The 19,930-nt window shown below is 66.9% G+C and carries 17 protein-coding genes and 1 riboswitch; of the genes, 4 read left to right on the forward strand and 13 right to left on the reverse strand.

Features of this window, described 5'->3' with window-relative positions:
• Positions 1–43: 43 nt before the first annotated feature.
• From pncA to ABIC90_RS25495, 9 genes are all read right to left on the reverse strand, one after another.
• On the reverse strand, positions 44–769 hold the full coding sequence (gene pncA, locus ABIC90_RS25455; RefSeq protein WP_354359177.1) for a bifunctional nicotinamidase/pyrazinamidase: 726 nt from the start codon (positions 767–769) through the stop codon (positions 44–46).
• A 32-nt stretch (positions 770–801) separates the two neighbouring features.
• Positions 802–1,536 (reverse strand): ABC transporter ATP-binding protein, encoded by a 735-nt coding sequence (locus tag ABIC90_RS25460; RefSeq protein ID WP_354359179.1) that lies wholly within the window; start codon positions 1,534–1,536, stop codon positions 802–804.
• Positions 1,533–2,324, reverse strand: a complete 792-nt coding sequence (locus tag ABIC90_RS25465) for an ABC transporter ATP-binding protein (protein ID WP_354359181.1) — start codon at positions 2,322–2,324, stop codon at positions 1,533–1,535. The genes ABIC90_RS25460 and ABIC90_RS25465 overlap by 4 nt, the downstream gene beginning before the upstream one ends.
• On the reverse strand, positions 2,321–4,252 hold the full coding sequence (locus ABIC90_RS25470) for an ABC transporter permease (RefSeq protein ID WP_354359183.1): 1,932 nt from the start codon (positions 4,250–4,252) through the stop codon (positions 2,321–2,323). The genes ABIC90_RS25465 and ABIC90_RS25470 overlap by 4 nt, the downstream gene beginning before the upstream one ends.
• 133 nt (positions 4,253–4,385) lie before the next feature.
• Complete coding sequence (locus ABIC90_RS25475; protein ID WP_354359185.1) at positions 4,386–5,594, reverse strand: ABC transporter substrate-binding protein; 1,209 nt, start codon at positions 5,592–5,594, stop codon at positions 4,386–4,388.
• Between the two features lie 59 nt (positions 5,595–5,653).
• Positions 5,654–6,238: an amino acid synthesis family protein gene (locus tag ABIC90_RS25480; protein WP_354359187.1), complete on the reverse strand. Its 585-nt coding sequence runs from the start codon at positions 6,236–6,238 to the stop codon at positions 5,654–5,656.
• A 39-nt stretch (positions 6,239–6,277) separates the two neighbouring features.
• Positions 6,278–6,919 carry an amino acid synthesis family protein gene (locus ABIC90_RS25485; protein ID WP_354359189.1) on the reverse strand — a complete coding sequence of 214 codons (642 nt, stop codon included), beginning with the start codon at positions 6,917–6,919 and terminating at the stop codon, positions 6,278–6,280.
• 21 nt (positions 6,920–6,940) lie between these two features.
• The gene (locus ABIC90_RS25490) at positions 6,941–7,855 is read right to left on the reverse strand and encodes a UPF0280 family protein (protein WP_354359191.1); all 915 of its coding nucleotides are present in this window, start codon (positions 7,853–7,855) and stop codon (positions 6,941–6,943) included.
• Positions 7,856–7,862: 7 nt separating this feature from the next.
• Positions 7,863–9,488 carry a 6-hydroxynicotinate reductase gene (locus tag ABIC90_RS25495; protein ID WP_354359193.1) on the reverse strand — a complete coding sequence of 542 codons (1,626 nt, stop codon included), beginning with the start codon at positions 9,486–9,488 and terminating at the stop codon, positions 7,863–7,865.
• Between the two features lie 326 nt (positions 9,489–9,814).
• Here ABIC90_RS25495 and ABIC90_RS25500 point away from each other — a divergent pair, with 326 nt between their 5' ends.
• The 3 genes from ABIC90_RS25500 to ABIC90_RS25510 are packed head-to-tail and all read left to right on the forward strand — an operon-like array spanning position 9,815 to position 12,536.
• Complete coding sequence (locus ABIC90_RS25500; RefSeq protein ID WP_206176629.1) at positions 9,815–10,588, forward strand: ferredoxin--NADP reductase; 774 nt, start codon at positions 9,815–9,817, stop codon at positions 10,586–10,588.
• A gap of 20 nt (positions 10,589–10,608) precedes the next feature.
• Entirely contained in the window at positions 10,609–11,391 is a 783-nt protein-coding gene (locus ABIC90_RS25505) for a TetR family transcriptional regulator (RefSeq protein WP_354359195.1), read from the forward strand.
• Entirely contained in the window at positions 11,337–12,536 is a 1,200-nt protein-coding gene (locus tag ABIC90_RS25510) for an amidohydrolase family protein (RefSeq protein ID WP_354359197.1), read from the forward strand. The genes ABIC90_RS25505 and ABIC90_RS25510 overlap by 55 nt, the downstream gene beginning before the upstream one ends.
• Positions 12,537–12,661: 125 nt before the next feature.
• On the opposite strand, the gene ABIC90_RS25515 is transcribed toward ABIC90_RS25510, so the two are convergent.
• The 4 genes from ABIC90_RS25515 to metH all read right to left on the reverse strand — a co-directional run bounded on the left by ABIC90_RS25515 (position 12,662) and on the right by metH (position 18,647).
• Positions 12,662–13,054 (reverse strand): GtrA family protein, encoded by a 393-nt coding sequence (locus tag ABIC90_RS25515; RefSeq protein ID WP_354359199.1) that lies wholly within the window; start codon positions 13,052–13,054, stop codon positions 12,662–12,664.
• A complete protein-coding gene (locus ABIC90_RS25520; protein ID WP_354359201.1) occupies positions 13,051–14,028 on the reverse strand; it encodes a glycosyltransferase in 978 nt (325 codons plus the stop codon). The genes ABIC90_RS25515 and ABIC90_RS25520 overlap by 4 nt, the downstream gene beginning before the upstream one ends.
• Entirely contained in the window at positions 14,025–15,836 is a 1,812-nt protein-coding gene (locus ABIC90_RS25525) for an ArnT family glycosyltransferase (RefSeq protein WP_354359203.1), read from the reverse strand. The genes ABIC90_RS25520 and ABIC90_RS25525 overlap by 4 nt, the downstream gene beginning before the upstream one ends.
• 63 nt (positions 15,837–15,899) lie before the next feature.
• A complete protein-coding gene (gene metH / locus ABIC90_RS25530) occupies positions 15,900–18,647 on the reverse strand; it encodes a methionine synthase (RefSeq protein WP_354359205.1) in 2,748 nt (915 codons plus the stop codon).
• Between the two features lie 22 nt (positions 18,648–18,669).
• Positions 18,670–18,743, reverse strand: a riboswitch (S-adenosyl-L-homocysteine riboswitch).
• 140 nt (positions 18,744–18,883) lie between these two features.
• On the opposite strand from metH, the gene ABIC90_RS25535 reads away from it, so the two are divergent.
• Entirely contained in the window at positions 18,884–19,924 is a 1,041-nt protein-coding gene (locus tag ABIC90_RS25535) for a lipase family alpha/beta hydrolase (RefSeq protein ID WP_354359207.1), read from the forward strand.
• Positions 19,925–19,930 lie beyond the last annotated feature (6 nt).

The following is a 19,930-nucleotide window of genomic DNA, read 5'->3' on the forward strand; positions in this document are numbered from 1 at the left end:
CTTTGGAGTTGTTGTTGTGTGTGGGTGTGGGGAGGCCGCGCGTTCAGGCGCCCTGGATGTCCGCCGACTGGATGCGCTTGACGCCCTTGGCCGTCATCTGCTTCCAGGCCGCGGCCAGCGAGCCGTTCAGGTCGATGCCGCGCGTGGCGTCTTCGATCACATAGGCTTCGAAGCCGGCCTTGCGCGCGTCCATCGCGGTCCAGGCCACACAGAAGTCGGTGGCCAGGCCGGTGACGAACACGGTCTTGATGCCACGCGCCTTCAGATACCCGGCCAGGCCCGTGGCCGTCTTGTGGTCGGCTTCCTCGAACGCGGAGTAGCTGTCCATGTCTTTATGGAAGCCCTTGCGGATGATGAGCTGTGCGGTCGGCACCTTCAGGTCCTTGCCGAGCGCGGCGTCGTCGGTGCCCTGCACGCAGTGGTCGGGCCACAGCACCTGCGTGCCGTAGTTGAGCTTGGTGGTCTCGAAAGGCTTCTTGCCCGAGTAGGTGCTCGCGAAGGACGCGTGGCCCGCCGTGTGCCAGTCCTGCGTGACCACGATGTTCTCGAACGCGGAGGCGAGGCCGTTGATGACCGGAATCACTTCGTTGCCGCCCTTCACCGCGAGCGTGCCGCCGTCGAGAAAGCAGTTCTGCACATCGACCACGATCAGCGCGGCCTTGCTCCCGGGCTTGATCTTGCCGGCGGCGAAGGCCGGGAAGCCAAAGCTGCCGAGGCCACTCATGAGCCCGAGGGCAGCGGCGGACTTCAATACGGTTCTGCGATGCATGGTGTGGACTCCGGTGAGGTTGAGAGAATCGATCAGACGCTGAGATAGGCGCGGCGCACTTCCTCGTTGGCCGCCAGTTCGGCCATCGTGGCGTGATAGCGGATCTGGCCCTTCTCCAGCACATAGGCCCGGTCGGACACCAGTTCGGCGAAGTGCATGTTCTGCTCGGACAGCAGGATGCTCACGCCCTGCGCCTTGAGCTCCAGGATCATGTGGGCCATCTGCTCGACGATGACCGGCGCCACGCCTTCGGAGGGTTCGTCCAGCAGCACCAGGTACGGGTTGCCCATCAGCGTGCGAGCCACGGTGAGCATCTGCTGCTCGCCGCCGCTCATGCGGCCGCCGGGGCGGTTGGGCATTTCGCCGAGGTTGGGGAACAGCTTGAACAGGCGCTCGGGCGTCCACACCGGCGCCGGGGTGCCGTCGGCCCATTGGCGCGCGGGCTGCTTGCCGACTTCGAGGTTCTCCATCACCGTGAGGTCGGTGAACACGCGGCGGTCTTCGGGCACGAAGCCCAGGCCCAGCCGCCCCGCATGGTGCGGCTCGCTCTTCGAGATGTCGTGGCCCAGGAAGTGCACCGCGCCGCGGCGCTTGGCCAGCATGCCGATCAGCGCCTTCAGCGTGGTCGACTTGCCCGCGCCGTTGCGGCCCATGAGCGCGACGACTTCGCCGCGCCGCACTTCCAGGTCGACGTCATAAAGAATCTGCGCGGCGCCGTACCAGGCGCACAGCGACTTGGCTTGCAACAGAGGTTCGTGCGTGCTCATCCGTTCACTCCCAGCGCTGCGGCTTTTTCCGCGATCTTCTCGAATGTCTTGCCGCTGCCGAAGTACACCTCCTGCACTTTCGGATGGTCGCGGATTTCCAGCGGCCTGCCCTGCGCGATGAGGCGTCCGCGCGCGAGCACGATCATGCGGTCGGCATACGCGAACACCACGTCCATGCTGTGCTCGGTGAAGAGCACGGCCATGCCGCGCTGGATGACGAGGTCCTTGGTCAGCGCCATGAGCGAGTTGCGCTCCTGGGGCGCCATGCCGGCGGTGGGCTCGTCCATCAGGAGCAGCTTGGGCGAATTGGCCATCGCGATGGCGAGCTCGACGCGCTTCACGTCGCCGTACGCCAGCACGCTGCAGGGCCGGTCGGCCTGCGACTTCATGCCGACCTGGTCGAGCAATGCGAGCGCTTCGTCGCGCTTGTGGTCGGCCGCGCGGCGCCACATCGAGAACAGCTTGCCATCGTGCGAGAGCAGGGCCATCTGCACGTTCTCGACCACCGTGAGCGAGGCAAAGGTTTCGGCGATCTGGAAGGTGCGGCCCACGCCCTTGCGCCAGATCTCGCGCGGCTTGCGGCCCACGAGCTCGTGGCCGTCGAGCGTGATGGAACCCTGGTCGGCCTTGAGCTGGCCGTTGACCATGTTGAAGGTGGTGGACTTGCCCGCGCCGTTGGGGCCGATGAGCGCGAGCAGCTCGCCGGCGGGCAGCTCGAAGCTGATGCCGTCCACGGCCTTTACACCGCCGAAAGACTTGCCGAGGTTGTCGACTTTGAGGAGGCTCATGCCTTCACCTCCTTGAGCTTGGCATCTGCTTCAGCGGTTTCATTCTTCGGTGCGCGCCAGCGGTCGGCCAGTTGCTTGATGGAGCCCGCGATGCCCTGCGGGAACAGAAGCACCAGGATGAGGATGATGGCGCCGAGCATCGCGCGCCAGTAGTCGGTGTTGCGTGCCACGGTGTCGTGCAGCCAGGTGAAGGTGACGGCGCCGACCACCGGCCCGGCCAGGGTCTGGATGCCGCCCAGCAGCACCATCACCAGGCCGTCGACCGACTTGCCCACCGACAGGCTCTCGGGCGAGATGCTGCCCTTGGAGAACGCATAGAGCGAGCCGGCCAGGCCTGCCACCGTGCCGGCGATGACGAAGGCCATCCACTGCATGCGCTTGACGTCGATGCCGATGGCGTCGGCGCGCAGCACCGAGTCGCGGCCCGCGCGCAGCGCATAGCCGAAGGGCGAGAACAGCACGCGGCGCAGCCACCACACGCCCGCGCCCACGAGCACCAGCGTGAGCCAGTAGTAGGCCTGCTTGTTCGACAGCCACTCGGAAGGCCACACGCCCGTCAGGCCGTTGCTGCCGCCGGTGAAGCTGTCCCACTGGTAGGTGATGGCCCAGGTGATCTGCGCGAAAGCCAAGGTGAGCATCGCAAGGTACACACCCGAGAGCCGCACCGCGAACCAGCCGTACACCAGCGCGCCGAGCGCGGCCACGGCAGGCGCGACGACCAGCGCGACTTCCATCGGCAGGTGCAGCGAGCGCACCAGCAGCGCCGCGCCGTAGGCACCCAGGCCGAAGTACGCGGCATGGCCGAAGGAGTGCATGCCGGCGGGGCCCATGATGAAGTGCAGGCTGGTGGCGAACAGCGCGGCGATCAGCAGGTCGATCATCAGCACCATCGTGTAGGGCGAGTTCACGGTGAGCAGCGGCAGCACCGCGAGCATCAGCCCCAGCACCGCGGCCGCGACCAGGTAGGCATTGCTGGCCGGGCGCAGCGGTTCTTCCTGCATGCCCACGTAGCGGCTGGGCGCCTGCGGCCGGCCCATCAGGCCCCACGGGCGCCACACCAGCACGATGGCCATCACCAGAAAGTCGACCATCAGCGTGAGCTTGGAAAAGGACACGTCGACACCGAAGATCTGCACCACGCCAAGCCAGATGCACACCGCCTTGATCTCGGCGATGAGAAGCGCCGCCACGTAGGCGCCCGGCAGCGAGCCCATGCCGCCGACCACCACCACCACGAAGGCTGCGCCGATGGTGTTGAGGTCCATTTCCAGCGTGGCAGGTTCGCGCGGCAGTTGCAATGCGCCACCCAGGCCGGCGAGCAGGGCGCCGAGCGCGAACACGGCGGTGAAGAGCCATGCCTGGTTCACGCCCAGGGCGCTGACCATCTCGCGGTCTTGCGTGGCGGCCCGCACCAGCGTGCCGAAGCGCGTGCGGGTGAGCAGCAGCCACACCAGGCCCAGCACCAGCGGGCCGACGACGATCAGGAACAGGTCGTAGGACGGAAACTGCCGGCCGAGGATTTCGACCGAGCCCTTGAGGCCCGGCGCGCGCGGGCCGAGCAGCTCGTCAGGCCCCCAGAGCCACAGCACCGCATCCTTGATGACCAGCACCAATGCGAAGGTGGCCAGCAGCTGGAACAGCTCGGGCGCCTTGTAGATGCGGCGCAGCAGCAGCACCTCGATCAGCGCGCCCAGCACGCCGACCGCCAGCGCCGCGATCAGCAGCGCAGGCCAGAAGCCCAGGCTCGAACCCAGCTTGTCGACGAGCGTGTACGCGACATAGATGCCGACCATGAAAAACGATCCATGGGCGAAGTTGACGATGCGCGTCACGCCGAAGATCAACGACAAGCCGGCCGCCACGAGGAAAAGCGAGGACGCACCGGCCAACCCGTTGAGCAACTGAACAACGAAGCCTGAAAAGCTCATTCAAAAATCCTTGGTGGACGCGGTATTCATTCGCGAGGGCCGCCGCGCGCGGCCGCCCGAAGCGGCCGGCCCGCCCCCGGTAGGGGGTTGGCGAAGCGACACGAAGTGCGCGCAGCCTGGGGGCGAGCAACGGTCAGTCTGCGGGGCGCATCCTCTTCACTTCTTCGTCGGTGGGCTGGAACTTGGCACCGTCGAGGTAGACGTAGTCGACCATCACGCCCTTGCCGTTGTCGTTCTTGGTCTTGCCCACGTACGCACCCATGGTGGACTGGTTGTCCTGCGCGCGGTAGCTGATCTTGCCGAAGGGCGTATCGACCTGCAGGCCCTTGAAGGCGGCGGCGAGCTTCTCGGTGTCGGTGCTGCCGGCCTTCTTGATGCCGGCCGCGATCGAGTGGATGGCGCTGTAGCCGACCACCGAACCCAGGCGCGGATAGTCCTTGAACTTGGCCTGGTAGGCATCGAGGAAGGCCTTGTGCTCGGGCGTCTTGACGCCGTTCCACGGATAGCCGGTCACGATCCAGCCGTTGGGCGCCTCGTCCTTCAGCGGGTCGAGGTACTCGGGCTCGCCGGTCAGCACGCTCACCACTTCACGGTCCTTGAAGAGGCCGCGCGTGTTGCCTTCGCGCACGAACTTGGAGAGGTCGGCGCCGAAGAGCACGTTGAAGATCGCGTCGGGCTTGGCATCGGCCAGCGCCTGGACCACGCTGCCGGAGTCGACCTTGCCCAGCGGCGGGGCCTGCTCGGCGACGAACTCGACATCGGGCTGCGCGGCCTTCAGCAGGGTCTTGAAGGTGGCGACCGACGACTGGCCGTATTCGTAGTTGGGGTACACGATCGCCCAGCGCTTCTTCTTGAGCTTGGCGGCCTCGGGCACCAGCATCGCGACCTGCATGTAGGTCGAGGGGCGCAGGCGGTAGGTGTACTTGTTGCCGTTGCTCCAGACGATCTTGTCGGTGAGCGGCTCGGCAGCCAGGTAGAAGAACTTCTTTTGCTTGGCGAAGTCGGTGAGCGCCAGGCCGGTGTTCGACAGGAAGGCGCCGGCCAGCACGTCGATCTTCTCGCGCGAGATGAGCTCTTCGGCCACGCGCACCGCATCGCCGGGGTTGGCGTTGTCGTCGCGGCTGATGAGCTCGATCTTCCGGCCGTTGACCCCGCCCTTGGCGTTGATCTCGTCGACCGCGAGCTCCATGCCCTTCTTGTAGGGCTCCAGGAAGGCGGGCTGCGCCTTGTAGCTGTTGATTTCGCCGATCTTGATCACACCCTGCGCATGCGCGGGGACGAGGGCTGCAGTGGCCAGCGTGACGACGGAAGCGGCGCAGAAGACATGGCGTAGTGGAATCATCGGGAAGCTCCTTGGGGTTCGAACGGAAAACACGGATTGGGTGATGGTGCGAAGGGCGGTCAGCGAAGACCGTCTTCCCCCTTGATGTCGCCGGCCTGGAGGCCGCCGACGCGCGGCAGCGGACGGCCGCTGTCGGTGACGGCCACGGCGACCACGATTTCGTTGGCGCGCGGCGCATCGGACACACGGGCCTCGATGGCGTCGAAGTGGCTGCGCACGAAGGCGGCATCTTTATGGCCGAGCGGCACGTCGATGGCGGTGCCCAGCGTGCCCTGCTTCTTGGCCGAAGGCACGAGCGCCGCACCTTTCTCGACCGCCACGCGCAGCGGCGCGCCGAGCTTGGGGTGCAGGATGGCGGCCGCATGTTCGAGCTCGCCGCGCTCGCCGACGATGGCGGCCTTGCCGTAGCTCTGCGCCTGGCCGGGCTCGATGCCTAGCGCCTTGACGGCCTTCTGGCCGAGCAGGGCGCCGAGTTCTTCGCCGATGGCGATGAGTTCGTCGAGGTTCTCGCTGTAACGGCCGGCGTAGGGGTTCTCGATCACGGCGATGGCGACGGCGCGGCGCGTGGGCGGGGTCACGTCCTTACCCATTTCCTTGCGGACCTCATCGACCTGGATGACGAGCTTGCGGATGTTGGCGGTCATGTTGTGCTTGTTCCTTGTCTTGTCTCTGTGTGCGTGGGATCAGCGCAGGCCGTCCCACTTGCTGATGTCTTTCGCGAGCAGGCCGCCGACGCGGGCGTGCACGCGGTAGCCGGTGCTCATCGCGAGGATGAAGACGATCTCGTCGGCCGCCGGTGCGCCGGGCACGCGCACCTCGATGGCGTCGAACTGGCCGCGCACGTAGCTCGCGTTGATGTTGGTGAGCGGCACGTCGAGCGAGGCGCCGGGCGGCCCAACCTTCTTGGTCGAGGGCACGATGGAAAGTGCGTTGGCGGGCTGGCCGCTTTTTTCTTCGGCCACGCCCTGGGTGTAGGCGACGCGGCTGCCCTTCCAGCCCAGCAGTTCGCGCATGGCGTAGCCGCCGGGCACATGCCAGAGCGCACCATGCTCCAGCTCGCCGTCGGCACCCACGATGGCGCCCTTGCCGTAGGTGGCGATCTGCTCCAGCGGCACGTCCATGGCGGCGTGCAGCTTGTGCGCCATGTCCACGCCCACGGGGTCCAGCAGCGCCATCATCGGCAGGATGTCGGGCTCGTAGCGGCCCGCGAAGGGATTGGTCAGCACCGCGCCGATGGCACCGCGCACCAACGGGGTGTCGGCACGCGGACCGAACTCGTGGTGGATGTGCTCGACATGGGTGAAGACGCGACGGATATCGATCATGAAAAAGAACCTTGCTTTTCGTTAAGCAAATACTGAACCAACCGACTTCGGCTGCACGCTTGGCAGCGACTTCGAGCATAAGGGCGCAACAAGTCGCCACTGCCCCTGGCAAACGATGAGAACGGCCCACACGAGCCCGCCTTTTTGCAGGACCTTGGCGCATATCGCGCCCGTATCGAGTGCACTTTTTACCTGCGACGGTGCGAGCGGCGGCACGTCCACGGTGACCAGGGCCTCGCCCAGGTCGCTGTCGTCCTTGCATTCGCTGGCGATGCGCCGCTGGATCAGTGCGTCGTCGACATCGACGGCGTTGGCGATCACGGTGGCTGCGGCGTCGGCCTGCGCGGCGGTGGCGGCCAGCACCGTCACGCTGTCGGCGATGCCCAGCGAAAAGCTGCGTCCGCGCCAGCCGCTGGTGGCGACGCCGCGCACCGGCTGCGCCGCATGGAGCTCGAATTGACCATCGGTGGTGAGCAGATCGCCACTGTCGCCGTGGCTGCGCCAGTCGAAGCGCGCGATGTCGGCGAACACACCCACGCGCGCCGACTGGCCGGGGGCGAGATGCAGCGCGATGTCGCCGCCGTTGTTGATCCAGGCGCGCTCGATGCCGGGGCGGTCGTAGAACGCGACCAGCTCCTGCGCCACCGAGCCGGCCACGGCCGCCATCGGCGTGATGAACATCGGCGAGAACGCAGCGCAGGCGTCCCACATGCGCTGGCCAACCACGCCGCGCGGGCGAAGCTTGTCGGTCACCGGCAGGCGCAGCAGCGGCAGCTCGCGCACCAGTTCGTCGAGCACATGGACAAAGCGCGCCCAGGCCGCGTCGTGCGCGGCCGCGACGGCATAGGGGTCGCCGTGCGCCTCGGCCACGATGTCGATCGGGCCGTGGTTGAAGTGCCAGCGATTGCTGTCGAGCGCACTGCGTTGGGCGGACATGGTTCGTTCAGCCCAGCATCGGGGCGTGGCCGAGCGGCCACGGGTTGGCGTCGTCCATCACGAGCCATTGGCGCGCGAGCGGCGCGCCGTCGTCCTGCCACGCACCGCGCGCGAGCGCCTGCTCGAGCGAAAAGATGTGTTCCATGTGGCCGCCGAGCGCCTCGTAGTCGTCGCGGCACATGCTGAACTCGATGGGCGCCACGATGGCCGGCGTGGGCACGGTGCCGAAGCTGTTGTCGGGCATGCGCATGACGTCGGCCATCACGGTGATGCCGCCGCCAGGCCACACATAGGCAGGCGCGCCGCCGCAGGTGACATTGACCAGCGCGCGCTTGATGGCGCGCGTCAGCAGCACCGGGTTTTCGGTGACGCCGGCGCGCAGGCTGCCGCCCGCGCCGCCGAGGAACAGCACGGTGCACAGCGACGGCTCGCAGTTCTCGCCGATGCGATCGACGATGCGCTTCACTTCGGCGGGCATCTGCTGCTCGACGGGTTTCAGTGCCTCGTCGAGCACGTACCACTGCGCGTGCTCGCCGGTGGTCGAGGTCATGAGCAATCGCAGGCCCGGGCGCGCGACGCCCTCTTCCCAGCCTTCGATGATCGCGAGCGGATCGGCGATGTCGGTGCCGCCCCAGCCGTTGCCCGGGTTCGCCACCTGAAAGTAGCGTCCCGGCGTGGATTTGCGCCCCAGCATCTGGATGCCCGAGGGCGCCATGTCCAGGCACCGGCCGGCCTGGTGTTCGGTGAGCACGCCGGTGATGTGGTCGTCGACCACCACCACTTCGTCGGCCACGCCCGCGAACTGGCGCGCGAAGATGCCCACAGCCGCCGAGCCGCAGCCCACGCGCATGCGCTGCTCTTCGACGCCGTTGACGATGGGCGCCTTGCCGGCCTGGATCACGAGGGTGGAGCCGCCGTCGATGGTGCACTCCACCGCCTTCTTGTTGCCCAGCAGCTGCATGAGTTCGGCTGTCATACGGCCCTCCTTCTTGCTGCCGCCGGTGAGGTGGTGCACGCCGCCGAGCGACAGCATCTGCGAGCCGTACTCGGCCGTGGTGACGTGGCCGACGACCTCGCCGCGGTAGCGCACGTTGGCCTGCTCGGAGCCGAGGAAGCGGTCGGTGTCGATCTTCACCTTGAAGCTGCAGTAGCTGAAGATGCCTTCGGTGACGACGGTGACCATGTCCACGCCCTGGGCCTTCGAGGCCACGATGAACGGCGCCGGCTTGTAGTCGGGGTAGGTGGTGGACGAGCCCACGCCGGTGACGAAGACTTCGTCGGCGTGCAGCAGGTCGCCGTTCCAGTCGGGGCCGCCGGCTTCGATCACTTCGCTCTTTTCGGCGGCCGGCCGGTCGAAGGGCACCAGCGCGGGCGCCTCGCTTGCAATGGCGCGGCGCAGCAGGACCACGGGGTCGACGCGCACCAGCACGCCCTCGCGATTGGCATAGCGGTCGCAGGCGCCGGTGCGGCCGTCGGAGATCTGGCACAGCACCGGGCAGGCGTTGCACTCGACCTTGGCGGTGCTCATCTTCTCGCTGCGCGGCGGGGCCTTGCCGAAGGCGTGGCCCGCGGCGGCGGATTGCATCGGCATGTCCATGCCGGGCAATCCGTCTGTCTTGGTGTGTTCGGTCATCGGGGCGATCTCGTGGGCGATGTCGGGTGAAGTGAACGGGGCAATCCGGTTCGGTGGGGTTTGCAACAAACGTGCCGCAAGCCCCGCTTGTGCGCCGCCTGCCGTTTGTGTAGCATTCCCTACACTTTCATGTTGCGTTCACTACATTCGTGGTCAATGTAGCAAACAGGCCCGATGCTTGCAATGGTGTTTTCTCGCGGTGGTCATCGGGGTTTTTACGACCAACGACAATGGAGGGTTGCCAGCCCGCCGACGCCTGCCGCCCCAAAGGCGTGCATATCGGCTCAGCCACCTTTCCCTGTCTTCAACCAACTCTTGAGTTCCGTATGAGTGCATTCAGCGAAGAACGCGTCCTGAGCGTCCACCACTGGACCGACCGCCTGTTCACCTTCACCACCACGCGCGACCCGGCGCTGCGCTTCTCGAACGGTCATTTCACGATGATCGGCCTGAAGGTCAACAACAAGCCCCTGCTGCGCGCCTACAGCATCGTGAGCCCCAACTACGAAGAGCACCTCGAGTTCCTGAGCATCAAGGTCGAAGACGGCCCGCTCACCTCGAAGCTGCAGCACATCCAGGTGGGCGACACCATCATCGTGGGCCGCAAGCCCACCGGCACGCTGCTCATCGACTACACGCTGCCCGCCAAGCGCCTCTACCTGTTCGGCACCGGCACCGGCCTCGCACCGTTCATGAGCATCATCCGCGACCCGGAGACGTACGAGAAGTTCGAGCAGGTCATCCTGGTGCACGGCGTGCGCCAGGTCGACGAGCTGGCCTATCACGACCTGGTCACCGACCACCTGCCCAAGCACGAGATCCTGGGCGAGATGATCGAAAAGCAGTTGCTCTACTACCCGACCGTCACGCGCGAGGAGTTCCGCAACCAGGGCCGCATCACCGACCTGATCGAGAGCAACAAGCTCACCGACGACCTGGGCCTGCCCCCGCTGAACGTCGAGGAAGACCGCGTCATGCTGTGCGGCAGCCCGGGCCTCTTGGTGGACCTGAAGCACATCCTGGAGAAGCGCGGCTTCAAGGAAGGCAACACGAGCACGCCCGGCGACTTCGTCGTCGAACGCGCCTTCGCGGAAAAGTAAGCAGGGACGCCGCGCGCACGATGGCCGACAGCCGCCCCGCCACGAAGGCAAGCAAGGCAACAACCAGGCCCCAGCGCCGCACCGGCGTGCGCGAAGCCGCAGCGCAGGCCACGCGCGACAGCATCCTGAAGTCGGCGACCAAGGTGTTCGCCAGGTACGGCTACGACGGCGGCAGCGTGGAGAAGATCTCCAAGGCCGCCAAGTCGTACGACCGGATGATCTATTACTACTTCGGCAGCAAGGAAGGCCTCTTCATTGCGGTGCTCGAAGGCATCTACCAGCGCATGGACGATGCCGAGGCGGCCATCGCGCTCGACGCGAGCCGCCCTGTGCAGGCGCTCACCGAAGTGATCCGCTTCGTGCTGGGCTACTACCGCAAGAACCCCGAGTTCGTCACGCTGCTGAACACCGAGAACCTGCACAAGGGCCGGCACATCTCCAAGTCGCTGCGGGCGCGCGAGTACTCCTCGCGGGCGGTGGCGATCATTGCGGAAATCCTGGCCAGCGGCTGCGCACAGTGCCTGTTCCGCAAGGACCTGGTGGCCCGCGACATCTACCTGCTGATCGCCTCCACCGGCTATTTCTATACCTCCAACCGGCACACGCTCACCGCCTTCCTCGGCGAGCCGCTGGAGTCGCCGGAGGCGATCACGCACTGGGAAAACTTCGTGATCGAAACCGTGCTGCGCACCGTGCGCGCAGACACGCCGCAAGACAGCCCCCCACCCCACGACGAGGACAACACCAAATGGCAGAAATCGCAGCCGGCGCAAGGTCGGGCAAGGTCGTCATCAAGAACATAGGGCTGCTGCTCTCGGGCGACATCGACAAGCCCATCCTGGACGCCGACACCATCGTGGTGAACGACGGCCTGATCGTCGCGGTCGGCAAGGAAAAGGACTGCGACCTCGAAGGCGCCCAGACCGTCATCGACGCGAAGAAAACCTGCGTCGCGCCAGGCCTCATCGACAGCCACGTGCACCCGGTGTTCGGCGACTGGACCCCGCGCCAGGGCCAGATCGGCTGGATCGATTCGACCATGCACGGCGGCGTGACGACCATGATTTCCGCGGGCGAAGTGCACCTGCCGGGGCGCCCCAAGGACATCGTCGGCCTGAAGGCATTGGCCATCACCGCGCAGCGCGCCTTCGACAACTTCCGCCCCGGTGGCGTGAAGGTGCTGGCCGGCGCGCCGGTCATCGAGAAGGGCATGGTCGAGAGCGATTTCAAGGAGCTCGCCGAAGCCGGCGTGGGCCTCCTGGGCGAAGTGGGCCTCGGCTCGGTCAAGGCCGGCTACGAGGCCAAGGAAATGGTGGCCTGGGCGCGCAAGTACGGCATCCAGAGCACGATCCATACGGGCGGCCCGTCGATCCCGGGCTCGGGCCTGATCGACAAGGACGTGGTGCTGGAGGCCGACGCCGACATCATCGGCCACATCAACGGCGGCCACACCTCGCTGCCCGAGGCGCATGTGTGCGAGCTGTGCGAGAAGAGCACGCGCGCCATCGAGATCGTGCACAACGGCAACGAAAAAGTCGCCATTGCCGCGGCCAAGGCGGCGCTTGAACTCAAGTGCCCGCACCGCGTGATCCTGGGCACCGACGGGCCCGCAGGCTCGGGCGTGCAGCCCCTGGGCATCCTGCGCATGGTGGCGATGCTCTCGTCCATCGCGAACATCCCGGCCGAGCTGGTGTTCTGCTTTGCGACGGGCAACACGGCAAAGATCCGCAAGCTCAACTGCGGTCTGATCGAGGTGGGCCGCGACGCCGACTTCGTCTTCATGGACCGCGCCCAGCATTCACCCGCGCCGGGCCTGCTCGAAAGCGTGCAGCTGGGCGACATCCCGGGCGTGGGCATGGTGATGATCGACGGCATCGTGCGCTGCGGCCGCAGCCGCAACACGCCGCCTGCGACCGAGATTCCGGTGGTGGTGTCGGGCGCACACTGAGCAGCGCGCTTTTCTTTCTCCTTCCCCCTCTGGGGGAAGGTCGGGATGGTGGCATGCAGAGCGCCCGATGGATGCGCAGCGTGCCCCACCCCTGCCCTCCCCCGGGAGGGGAGGGAGCAAGACAGTTACTTCGCTCTAAACACCAGGTAGCGCGCCGACAGAAAGTTCACCACCAGCCCCGCGCAGCTGCCCAACGCCACGCCGGCAGCCGGCGCCCATGCGCCGCTGGCCCAGTGCAGCACCAGCACATACGCGCCATAGTTGACGACCGCGCCGCCCAGCATCGTCACCAGGTACCCCAGGTACTCGCGCAGCACCGACGCATCGGAGGCGCGTCGATCGGCAAAGGTGTAGCGCCGGTTCAGCGCCCAGGTGGCCGTGGCGGCCGCCAGGAAAGACACGACCCGCGCGCCGTACCAACCCAGGAGCGGCGCCAGCAGGTACAGCACCGCCACATCGACCACGAAGCCCGCCGCGCCGACCGCGGCGAACGACAGGAACTCGCGCCCCAGCTTCATTTCCCGGCGCAGTGGCGCACGCCCGGTATCGCCAGGTAGCGCAGCCGCTTGGCCTCGCGCCGGCCGAGCCTGATGGCGTGCATCACCACGCCGCAGACCATCGACAGCATCGCGCCCAGCATGCAGCCGGTTGCCAGCACCGCCGTGGGGAGCCGGGGCACCAGGCCGGTGTGCAGGTAGGTCAGCAGCAGCGGAAAGACCAGCGCGATCGCAGCCGCCGCAAGCAGCGCCGCAATGATCGAGAAGAACTGCAGCGGCCGCTCGCTCACGAAGAGCTTGCAGATGGTCTTGAGGATGCGCCAGCCGTCGCGGTAGGTCGACAGCTTGCTGTGCGACCCCTCCGGGCGCGTGCTGTAGGCGGTGGTTTCCTCGGCCCAGGGCATGCGCAGTTCGAGCGCGTGCACGGTGAGCTCGGTCTCGATCTCGAAGCCGCGCGACAGCGCCGGGAACGACTTGGCGTAGCGCCGCGAGAACACCCGGTAGCCCGAGAGCATGTCGGTGAGGCCGCCGCCGAACAGCTGCACCACCGCGCCGGTGAGCATGCGGTTGCCCAGGCGATGGCCGGCGCGGTAGGTGAGCGCGTTCTGGCCGTCGTCCACGCGGTTGCCCACCACCATGTCCAGGTTGCCGTCGACCAGCCGCTGGATCAGGCGCGGCGCCGCGGCGGTGTCGTAGGTGGCGTCGCCGTCGACCATCACGTAGATGTCGGCCTCCACGTCGGCGAACATGCGCCGCACCACATTGCCCTTGCCGGGCGCGGCCACGTGCGTGACGATGGCGCCGGCCGCGCGGGCGACCGCCGCCGTGTCGTCGGTCGAGTTGTTGTCGAACACGTGGATCTCTGCGCCGGCCGGCAGGGACGCGCGGAATCCCTCGACCACCTGCGTGATCGCCAGCGCTTCGTTGAAGCACGGAATGACCGCCGCGATGCGCGGTGCGGCGCTTCGGCGCTGGGTGTCGTCGGCGTGGGTCATGGCGATGAAGAGGACGTCGGAAGGATGCGGTAGGCCCGGCTGCCGTCCTGGTCGTACAGCAGGGCGAAGTGCTTGTCGAAATCGGGGCGAGTGGTGAGCGTAGGCACGAGGTTGCCCGGCATGACGATGGCGGTGAAGCCCAATCCGCCAAGCTTGCGCGCCATCTCGGCCGGCGGCAGCAGCAGAAAGTCGGCATAGCGCCAGGGGCCGAGCGTGTCGCCCCATATCGGGTTGGGGCCGTAGTAGATCGCCTCGTTCAGCGCGATCTGGTAGACGCGGCCGGTCGGGTTCTGGCGCAGCTGGTTCATCACCGCGTAGCCCGGCACATGCTGGCGCAGAAACGCCTCGCGGCTCTCCGCCGTGGGCGAAATCATCGCGACCTTGCCCGCGGTCTGCCGCACCGACACCGCCGCGAGCACGGCCAGCAGCAGCACCACGACCCAGTCGCCCATGCGGGCCGAGCTGCGCCGGTTGGTGAGCTCAGGCACGCCTTCGCCGGTGTCAGGCTTCATGCCGAACAGGCGGCGCACGCCTGCGACGATCCAGCCGAACAGCACCTGCCATCCGACGGCCGCCGTCAGGGCCAGGAGCGGGAACGAGGCCGTCAGATACCGCGGATAGCGCGAGGTCACGACCCACACGACCACCGAGTAGAGGCAGAACCAGCCCGCGGCGCGCACCGCGGCCGAGCGCTTCCACAGCACGCCGAAGGGCGCGAGAAACACCGACCAGATCAGCGCGTTGGGCATCTCGGCGTGGTCGCGCACGTCGGCCAGCTGCTGCACGTAGTCGGCCGGCGTCCACTCGGTGAAACCGAACACGCGCGCGCCGATCGGGTTGAAGGGGTCGCCGGTCATGACGGCGTTGCGCGCATACCAGTAGATGCACGGAATCAGGAAGCACAGCATCGCCAGCGCCCAGGCCTTGGGCCGGCGCTCGTGCCACACCACGAACAGCGCCACCAGCGGCATGAAGATCAGCGCCTGGTACTTGGAGCCCGCGGCCACGCCGAGACAGAAGGCGGCCAGGCCCAGCCAGCGAATGCCGCTGTGCACCGGCTGCGATTCGCGCCACCACCACAGCGACACGCAGGCCGTGAGCACGAAGAGCGCCACGCCCATGTCGATCAGCGCGTTCGAATAGTCGCCGAGCCCCAGCCAGATGGCCGCGCCGATGCAGGCGGTGAGCCGGTTGGCGTGCAGCATGCCGAGGCGGTAGATCATCACCACCGACAGCCCGCCCGCCAGCGCATTCAAAAAGTGCGGCAGCACGTCGTCGCCCACCTGCAGGGCGGCGGCATACAGCAGGTTGTAGTTGTACGGAAACCAGGGGTAGCGCAGCCATTCGTGGATGCCCAGCGTGCCCTGCTGCGCGACTTCGCGCGCGTAGGGCAGGTGGTACATCAGCTCGTCGAAGGCGGCGGGCGGCGCGAGCGGCGCGATGAGCGCGGGCAAGGCGACCAACGCCAGCGCGACCATCGCGACGCGGTCGAAGTAGGTCCACGGTGCGGCGGCGGCGCCGGCGTACAAGGTACGCCGTTCGCGGAGCCAGCCCGGCAATTGCAAGCCGGCCACGACCACACCCGCCGCCACCAGCGCCAGCGTGGCGCCGGGCTTGAACACACCGAAGATGGCCAGCGCCTGGAATGCGCAGATGTAAAGCCCGACGCCGAGCGCGACCGCCACCGCGGCTTCGAGCCAGGCGTCGCGGCGCGGCGGCGGCGCCAAGCGAGCCAGCACCCCGCGCCCCCACCCCCAGCAGCCGATCACGAAAACCACCAGTGCCGCGTAGTGCGCGGCTGCAAACATCAGCTTCTGAATAACAACTCCCGGGGCCGGGCGGCCGAGCCGGCCGGCAGGTTCAAAGGACGTTCAAAGATTGGGCGCCAGCAGACGTTCCAGATCGGACTCGCTCTCCTTGCGCCGCGCGGCCTGGTCCTGCAACTGGTCGTGCCCGATCTTGCCGACGTTGAAGTAGGTCGCATCGGGGTGGCTCAGGTAGAAGCCACTGACGCTGGCGGCGGGCATCATAGCGAGGCTTTCCGTCAGGGTCATGCCGATGTCCGCGCAGGCCAGAAGGTCGAACATGGGCCGCTTCACACTGTGGTCGGGGCAGGCCGGGTAGCCGGGCGCGGGGCGGATGCCGCGGTACTTCTCGCCGATCATGTCCTCGTTGCTGAGGCCCTCGTCGGGTGCGTAGCCCCAGAGGTCGGTGCGCGCGCGGTGGTGCAGCGATTCGGCAAAGGCTTCGGCCAGCCGGTCGGCCAGGGCCTTGAGCATGATGGCCGAGTAGTCGTCCAGGTCGTCGATGAAGTACTTCTCTTTTTTCTCGACGCCCAGTCCCGCGGTGACGGCGAACACGCCCACGTAGTCCTTCAGGCCGCTGTCTTTTGGCGCGACGAAGTCGGCGAGGCACCGGCTGGGGCGCATCACGCCGTCGATCGCCTGCTTTTCGGTCTGCTGGCGCATGCCGTACCAGGTGAGCGCGACTTCGCTGCGCGTCTCGTCGGTGTAGAGCTCGATGTCGTCGTCGTTCACCGTGTTGGCGGGCCAGAAACCGACGATGCCGCTCGCGCTGAGCCAGCGGCCCTCGATCAGGCGCTTGAGCATGCGCTGGCCGTCGGCGTACACGCGCACGGCCTCGGTGCCGACGACTTCATCCTTCAGGATCGCAGGGAACGGGCCGGCCAGGTCCCAGGTCTGGAAGAACGGGCCCCAGTCGATGTACTTGGCGAGCTCGGTGAGGTCGAAGTTCTTGAACACGCGGCGGCCGATGAACTTGGGGCAAGGCGGCACGTAGTTCGACCAGTCGATGGGCGTCTTGTTGGCGCGCGCCTTGGCCAGCGGCCACATCGGCACCTGCTTCTTGTTGGCGTGCTGCTGGCGCACCTTGTCGTAGTCGGCGTTGATCTCGTCGATGTACGCGGTGGCCTGATCGGACAGCAGCGACTGCGCCACGCTCACGCTGCGCGACGCATCGGGCACGTAGACCACCGGCCCTTCGTAGTGCGGCGCGATCTTCACGGCCGTGTGCACGCGGCTGGTGGTGGCGCCGCCGATCATGAGCGGGATCTTCTTGATGCGGAAATGGTCGTCGCGCTGCATCTCGCCGGCCACGTACTGCATTTCTTCCAGGCTCGGCGTGATGAGGCCCGAGAGGCCCACGATGTCCGCGCCCTCGACCTTGGCCCGCGCCAGGATCTCGTGGCACGGGACCATCACGCCCATGTTCACCACCTCGAAGTTGTTGCACTGGAGCACGACGGTGACGATGTTCTTGCCGATGTCGTGCACGTCGCCCTTCACGGTGGCGATGATGATCTTGCCCTTGGTGCGCACATCGCGGCCGGCGGCCTCGTCGCGCAGCTTTTCTTCCTCGATGTAGGGCAGCAGGTGGGCCACGGCCGACTTCATCACGCGCGCCGACTTCACCACCTGCGGCAGGAACATCTTGCCGGCGCCGAACAGGTCGCCCACGATGTTCATGCCGTCCATGAGCGGGCCTTCGATCACATGCAGCGGACGGCCGCCCGTCGCCAGGATCTGCTGGTAGGCCTCTTCGGTGTCTTCCACGATGAAGTCGGTGATGCCGTGCACCATCGCGTGGGAGAGGCGCTGGTTGACGTGCACCGGCTGCTCGGGCGTGCCGCGCCATTCGAGGCGCTTGCTCTCGTCCTTGGCGCCGCTCTTGGCGGTTTCGGCCACTTCGACGAGGCGCTCGCCGGCATCGGGGCGGCGGTTGAGCACCACGTCTTCCACGCGCTCGCGGAGTTCAGGCTCCAGGTCGTCGTACACGCCGACCATGCCGGCGTTGACGATGCCCATGTCCATGCCCGCCTGGATCGCGTGGTACAGGAACACGGTGTGGATGGCCTCGCGCATCGGGTCGTTGCCGCGGAAGCTGAAGCTCACGTTGCTCACGCCGCCCGACACCTTCGCGCCCGGCAGGTTCTGCTTGATCCAGCGCACCGCGTTGATGAAGTCGACCGCGTAGTTGTCGTGCTCCTCGATGCCGGTGGCAATGGCGAAGATGTTCGGGTCGAAGATGATGTCCTCGGGCGGAAAGCCCACCTCGTCCACCAGCACGCGGTAGGCACGCTCGCAGATTTCGATCTTGCGCGCATAGGTGTCGGCCTGGCCCTTCTCGTCGAAGGCCATGACCACGGCGGCGGCGCCGTAGCGCTTGACCAGCTTGGCCTCGTGCTTGAACTTGTCCACGCCCTCCTTCATGGAGATGGAGTTGACGATGCCCTTGCCCTGGATGCAGCGCAGGCCCGCCTCGATCACGTCCCACTTGGAGCTGTCGACCATCACCGGCACGCGCGCGATGTCGGGCTCGCTGGCAATGAGGTTCAGGAAGCGGACCATCGCGACCTTGCTGTCGAGCATGGCCTCGTCCATGTTGATGTCGATGACCTGGGCGCCGTTTTCCACCTGCTGGCGCGCAACGGCCAGGGCCTCTTCGAACTGGCCGTTCAGGATCATCCGCGCGAAGGCCTTGGAGCCGGTGACGTTGGTGCGCTCGCCGATGTTGACGAACAGCGTGCCCTCGCCGATGGCGACCGGCTCGAGGCCGGACAGCTTCATGGGGGGAACGGAGATCTGGGGGGTCTGGGCCATGGGCTCACCTGCGAAAGGAACAAACAGGCGAGCGTCGTTTTGGAATCCCAAGCCTGACAGCCCGCCTGGCGAACTGCTGCAACGCTCCTTGGGAGGGGGTGGATTTTAAGGTCCTTCGCAACGGTCCGCGGGAAAGCCCTAGTTTGGCCGCGCGGACACCCTCACAGAATGCGGGCGCGCCGTCCATAAAAAATCGAACGTTCGTGTTTTTATCTGAAAACAAAGGAATGACAAAGATGCCGAGACAAAGGAAATCGAGGCTGTTGCGCCTCACCGCCCGCCCGGTGCGCGCCGCACTGCTTTGCTGCTGCATCGCGGGGGCCGCGAGCCTGGGCCAGGCGGCCGTCAGCGACACGCCCACGCAGGTGCAGGCCCGGGTGACCTCCAGCGAAGCGAAGACCAAGAACCCGATCGTGCTGGTGCACGGCCTCTTCGGCTTCGACAACGTGCTGGGTGTCGACTACTTCTATCGCATCCCCGAAAGCCTGGCCGGCGCGGGCGCGAAGGTGTTCGTGGCCCAGGTTTCCGGCGCCAACAGCTCCGAGATCCGCGGCGAGCAGCTGATCCAGGAGCTGAAGAACCTGCGGGCGCTCTCGGGCAATCCGTCGCTCAAGTTCAACCTCATCGGCCATTCGCAGGGCGCGCCCACCGCGCGCTACGTGGCGGCGGTGGAGCCCGGGCTGGTCGCCTCGGTCACCTCCGTGGGCGGGGCCAATGGCGGATCGAAGGTGGCGGACCTCCTGCGCAAGATTCCCGAGGGCAGCGCCGCCGAAGCAGTGGCCGCGAAGGCGCTGAAGCTGGTCACACTGCTCATCGGCGCGCTGTCGGGCAAGGACCCGAGCCAGCTGCCCGAGGTGCCGCTGAACGCGCTCAACTCGCTGACCACGGCCGGCGGCGCGGCCTTCGATGCCAGGTTTCCCCAGGGCCGCCCTGCCCCCGGCTCCTCGTGCGACGTGAAGAGCGGCCCGGCCGAAGTGAACGGCGTGCGCTACTACTCCTGGTCCGGCACGATGCCGCTCACCAATGCGCTCGACGCCAGCGACGTGGCCATGGGCGGCCTGAGCCTGGTCGCCTTTCCGGGCGAGACCAACGACGGCCTGCTGGCCGTGTGCAGCACACGCCTGGGCACGCACCTGGGCGACTACCGCCAGAACCACCTGGACGAGGTCAACCAGCTCTTCGGCCTGACCTATGCGGGGCTGTGGACGCTGTTCGAGAAAAAGCCGGTGCAGCTCTTCCAGGAGCAGGCGGCGCGCCTGAAGAGCGTGGGCCTCTGACGATGC

Source organism: Variovorax boronicumulans, assembly GCF_040544675.1.
Lineage (GTDB): Bacteria > Pseudomonadota > Gammaproteobacteria > Burkholderiales > Burkholderiaceae_C > Variovorax > Variovorax boronicumulans_D.